Consider the following 4,873-nt stretch of genomic DNA (forward strand, 5'->3'; position numbering starts at 1 on the left):
CGTTCATGTTCGCCGGAACGAGAGGCTTGGGCACGTTCTGTGCCTTATGAGTGGCGGTTGCCGGAATGTACTCGCCGTTCTTCTCGAAGTTATCGAACTTCACGAGGCCCTTATAAGGCTTGCCGGAAGAAGCAGAAGGCGAAGCGCTAGCCGAGGCACTGGGTGAGGCACTAGCTGAAGCGCTCGCGGATGCACTAGCAGAACCGGAAGCGGGGCTTGACGCTGAGCCATCAGCCAGCGGGCGGATACTACCAGCACACGCAGTCAGTGCAGCCAGCACACCGGTGCCGGTCGCGCCCAGTGCTACGCGGCGGCTCACACGGGTAGATATGGGGGAAGGGCTCATCATAATTGGCCTTTCAAAAGAGGTCAACAAAGGAAATAGAGTGAGTTGACACCCTTATCATACCCTAAAGTGCGTGAATGACTATCAAATGTTGCTATTCATGTACTTTTGAGTAGAAGAAACCCAAAAAGCTGCAATTAGTGCACTAGGAAGCCGAGGGGCTCGCAGAATCCGAGCTCTTATCAGCATCCTTATCCTTCTGAGTGCTCATAAACCAAGCACCCTCCTTATACTCCACAACAATCCGCATCGCCTGGCCCTGAGAATCCTCAGCCCCCACAAGGGACTTATCGCGGTTATCGCCCTCGGTCAGATGCCTCTTCGCATTCTGATCAACCAGGGAACGAGCACGCCAGAAATAACGAATACGGTCACCCTCAATCTGCGTGGGAGTATCCGTCAACAGGTACACAGACATCGGCTCACTCGTGTCATAAATCCAGCCGCGACCCGTCTCATAGAGCTTAACCATCGGCTCAAGCTCCTTATAGTAATCGCTGCTCGGATCCGTCTTCTTCAACGGCTCAATATCACCCGTCAACGCCAAATAATTAAAACTAGAAATCCAATAGCCAATCAGCGCATAAATACCGTCAACGCTCAGCTCCTGCACCTTCTCCGGCATAATCGGTTTGGGTACGTTCTGCGCCTTCTGCTCAGCCGTAGCAGGAACATACTCGCCGTTCTTCTCAAAGTTATCGAAGGTGACCTTACCCTGATACGACTTATTCGCAGGCGGTAGCGCCGACGAAGCAGACGGGCTCGCTGAAGCACTCGCGCTCGCCGAGCCAGACTCAGCAACATCAGCTGGTGGATGCACCGTACGCGCACACGCAGACACCACAGCGGCAAGACCAATACCGCCCACACCCAATACGGCGCGGCGGCTCAAAGCGATGGACTTAGAAGAAGAGCTAGTCATCAGCAGTCTTTCGAAGAGGTCAACAGATGAGGAGGAGGAGTGAGTCGACACCCCCATCATACCGGGCACACCTTATAACAACCCTAAAGCACAAGTGAATAGCAAATAGCTTGGGACAACTGGGCACACACGAAGAAACCCCGCGGCCGTTATTCCGAATATTTTCGAAGAAAGAACAACAGCCGCGGGGCAAAACAACTGGAGGGGCGTACAACCTAGCGGAGAAGATGCGCAAAATTACGGCGCGCCTTCGCCACCTTCGGGCTCACCACAAACGCACAATAACCCTGCGCCGGGTTCAACGCGTAATAATTCTGGTGATAATCCTCAGCCTCATAGAACACGCCCAGGGGCTTAATCTCGGTCACGATGGGCGCATCAAAGAGCTGCTGGGCCCGTTCCTTAGCTCGCTCCGCCAGCTCGCGCTGCTGCTCGTCCTCGTAGAAAATCACCGAACGGTACTGCGAACCGGTATCCGCGCCCTGACGATCCCAGCTGGTCGGGTCGTGGCTCGTAAAGAAAATATCCAACACCGTATCCAGGTCAATCACCTGCGGGTCAAAGCTGAGCTTCAGCGCCTCCTGATGGCCGGTCGCACCCGAGCACACCGAACGATAATCAGGGTCGGGAGTCTCGCCACCCGTGTAGCCGCAGACGCTCGCCTCAACCCCGCGGAACTGGCGGTATACCGCATCCAGGCACCAGAAGCAGCCGCCGGCAAGAACAACATCAGTCATGATTCCTCCTCGAACTATAAATCCACACTACCTGAAGAACACCGTAGGGCTGCATAATATTCCCGAGTTACCGCCGCGCCACCTGCCACAATAGAGGTATGACTGAAAAACTTGAAACCCCCACCCTCGCAGAAGTCGTTGACGCCTTCCACACGCTCTTCCCGCCGCAGCTTGCCGCCGGTTGGGATGCCTCCGGCCTCGTCGCCGGTCGCGCCGCCGCTAAAGTGAGCACCGTCCTTTTCGCAGTGGATGCCCTCACCGCCACCGCTGAAGAAGCCGTAGTCGAAGGCGCACAGCTACTCATCACCCACCACCCGTTGCTGCTCCGCGGCGCAAAGTTCATCCCCGACAGTGACTACAAGGGCAACGTGCTACACACCCTCATCGAAGGCGGATGCGGTCTGCTCGGCGCGCACACCAACGCAGATGCCGCCGTCGAAGGCGTAAACGAAGCACTCTGTGACGCTATCGGCCTGATCGATCGCGAACCGCTCACCGAAGCGCAAACCCAGGTACTCGACGGGCAGGAACACGCGGTAGGCACCGGCCGCATCGGCACCCTACCTGAAGAAATCACCCTCAAGGAACTCGCGGAACGCCTCGCAGCGGCACTGCCCGCAACCGCCGGTGGCCTGCGCATTGCGGGACGCGCCGACCAGCTGATCCGCCGCGTCGCCCTCTGCGGTGGTGCCGGTGATTCCCTCTTCGACGCGGTGCGCGCCACTGACGCGCAGGTCTACATTACCGCAGACCTGCGTCACCACCCCGCCAGCGAATTCCGCGAAACGGCACGAGTTGACGGCAGCAACATCGCGCTGATTGATTGCTCCCATCCGGCCAGTGAATCGCTGTGGTTGCGTTCGGCGGCTGACCGTCTGCGTGCCCTGCTCGCCGAGCGCGGCTACGGCATCGAAACGAAGCTGTCCGCGCTCAACACCGACCCGTGGGACTTCACCGTCTCCACCGGCGTGGCAACCGGTCAGGATGCGCACTCGGCAAGCACCGAACCCGCCGCCGCATGGACTAGCCTGGCTGAAAAGTAAGCGCTGAAAAATAGCCGCTGAATAGCTACCAAGAAGCAGTCTTCAAAAATTTAGGCACAGTAAAGCCCGGTCTATACGAACCCGACAGGAACCTCTCATCAAGGATCCTGACGGGAACGTGCAGACCGGGCATTACTTCTGCGGGAGCAATACTCTGCAGGGCTTGGGGTGCCAAGCGCAGGCGGTCTAAATGACCTTACTTAGCGCGAGCCTGGAACGCCTCAATCAGAGTCTCCAACTCACCGTGAGTCACCATGTGCTGAGCATCGAAAGCGCCGCTAGCGTTCAGCACCACCTTGTTCTGCTGAGCCCACAGAATCTCACGGTAGAACGCCGAACCGGGAGCCACATCGCTGTACGGGGAGTCGCCCTTAACCGCGGGCGAACCAGCCGCACGGTAGGCGAACGCCGCAACAGTAGCATTCGAAATGCCGGCATCAGCATGGAACTTACCGTCCGACCAGCCAAAAGTAATGCCCTTCTGACGAGCCCACACGTAGGCGGGGAAGTTCGGGTCGTCGGTCTTCACATCCGGCCACGGGGAAGTCTCGGGCAGCTTCACCTCGGGAGTACCCGCCTGGATGTACAGGGCAGCTGCGAGCTCACCGCGAGTTGCGGGGGTCTTCAGCTTCTCATCGGAAGGATCAGGCTTCTGGTTGTCGTCCTTCTTGGGATCCTGAGCGTTGGGCAGGTTTGCATCCTTGTAACCGTTCGTGCCGTTCAGATCCAGGTCCTGCCATGCGAGCAGGGTACCGCGGCCCTCAGTGGACTTGCCCACGACCGGCGCGAGCAGCTCGCCCGTCTCGCTGTAACCGTCGTTAGCCCAAACCTCAATCACGTACTTCTTCGAAGCATTCAGAGTGTTTGCCGGAAGATTCACGGTACCGTTCAGGTTGCCGTCACGGTACGCCGAAGCCTGGGTGGGGTGGTCAAACTCGATAATGTCGCTGGTTGCCAGAACCGGGGTGTTCGAGCCCTTCTCGCGAACCACGAACTGGACACCCTTAACGGAGTGAATATCGCCGTTGAACCCCTGGCCACCAACGTTCAAATCCTGCGACTTTGCGGTATCAGCCACAGCGTTGTAACTCAGGCGCGGTGCGAACGGCGCAGGCTTCTCACCCAGAGTGTTCAGCACCTGAGTGCTTACCACGTTCTTGCTGGTCCACAGCTCCTGAGCGGTCAGAGGCTTCTGGCCCTTCTGCTCAGAAACCACGTGAATCTCGTAGCGGACATCGTACTTGGTGCCGCCGGTCGGATCGTGGAAGTTGTCATCATCAACGAAGTAGTAGGCGGCAAGATCGTACGCCTCAACCTTCAGGTCAGCCTCAAAAGTGCCGTCATCGGCAACGGTGAAGTCCTGACCCTCCACAAAGCGCAGCATCTTCGAAGTCGGAATCTCGTAGCCAGACGGTGCGTAGTTCGCGGGAGCAATGTACAGCGCCACGGTACCGTGCTGAGCGCGCCACTCCTTGGTGTAGCCTGCGCCCTTCACATGGACGGTACCGCCCTCGGTCGTGATGAGGAAGGGGTTCACGCCGTCGTACTTGTAACCGTCAGGGATGGAAACGTTCAGGGTCGGGGTATCCGCAGCGTCCTGGTGAGCAGCCTGCGGGGTAGCGGCAGCAACGGCTGCATCAGCGGCAGGAGCCGCATTCTGAGCCAGCGCCGGGGCCATCGGCAGAACCATGGCACCAGCCAACGCCAGCGCGCCGCAACCCTGAGCTGCGCGGAGGAAAGAGGACTTAGAGTTCGGAAGCGAGGACATAATACATCCTTAAAAGTTGTTTCTCGTGGAGCTGTGCCGGCTCACCGGCGGGTAGGG

At 58.4% G+C, this 4,873-nt stretch carries 5 protein-coding genes; 1 reads left to right on the forward strand and 4 read right to left on the reverse strand.

All coding sequences use genetic code 11. The features are described from left to right. The 3 genes from HMPREF2980_RS03355 to msrA form a co-directional block, all read right to left on the reverse strand. The coding region (locus HMPREF2980_RS03355; RefSeq protein ID WP_246823656.1) for a DUF6318 family protein at positions 1 to 349 on the reverse strand (349 nt) is incomplete at its 3' end. 142 nt (positions 350 to 491) lie between these two features. Further along, positions 492 to 1,268 (reverse strand): DUF6318 family protein, encoded by a 777-nt coding sequence (locus HMPREF2980_RS03360; protein ID WP_070690160.1) that lies wholly within the window; start codon positions 1,266 to 1,268, stop codon positions 492 to 494. A gap of 215 nt (positions 1,269 to 1,483) precedes the next feature. Then, on the reverse strand, positions 1,484 to 2,005 hold the full coding sequence (gene msrA, locus HMPREF2980_RS03365; protein ID WP_070690163.1) for a peptide-methionine (S)-S-oxide reductase MsrA: 522 nt from the start codon (positions 2,003 to 2,005) through the stop codon (positions 1,484 to 1,486). Between the two features lie 98 nt (positions 2,006 to 2,103). Between msrA and HMPREF2980_RS03370 the strand changes: the two genes are divergently transcribed. Beyond that, positions 2,104 to 3,048 (forward strand): Nif3-like dinuclear metal center hexameric protein, encoded by a 945-nt coding sequence (locus HMPREF2980_RS03370; protein ID WP_049337723.1) that lies wholly within the window; start codon positions 2,104 to 2,106, stop codon positions 3,046 to 3,048. Between the two features lie 196 nt (positions 3,049 to 3,244). Here HMPREF2980_RS03370 and HMPREF2980_RS03375 read toward each other — a convergent pair whose 3' ends face one another. Beyond that, complete coding sequence (locus HMPREF2980_RS03375; protein WP_070690165.1) at positions 3,245 to 4,816, reverse strand: gluconolactonase; 1,572 nt, start codon at positions 4,814 to 4,816, stop codon at positions 3,245 to 3,247. Between the last annotated feature and the right edge of the window lie 57 nt (positions 4,817 to 4,873).

Origin of the sequence: Rothia sp. HMSC076D04, from assembly GCF_001814645.1 — a bacterium.
In the GTDB taxonomy this organism is placed as follows: Bacteria; Actinomycetota; Actinomycetes; order Actinomycetales; family Micrococcaceae; genus Rothia; species Rothia mucilaginosa.

Excerpts from the sequence above, each read along its gene's own strand:
- HMPREF2980_RS03360 (WP_070690160.1), bottom strand. The coding sequence starts at position 1,268 with ATGACTAGCTCTTCTTCTAAGTCCATCGCTTTGAGCCGCCGCGCCGTA.
- HMPREF2980_RS03370 (WP_049337723.1), top strand. The coding sequence starts at position 2,104 with ATGACTGAAAAACTTGAAACCCCCACCCTCGCAGAAGTCGTTGACGCC.
- msrA (WP_070690163.1), bottom strand. The coding sequence starts at position 2,005 with ATGACTGATGTTGTTCTTGCCGGCGGCTGCTTCTGGTGCCTGGATGCG.
- HMPREF2980_RS03375 (WP_070690165.1), bottom strand. The coding sequence starts at position 4,816 with ATGTCCTCGCTTCCGAACTCTAAGTCCTCTTTCCTCCGCGCAGCTCAG.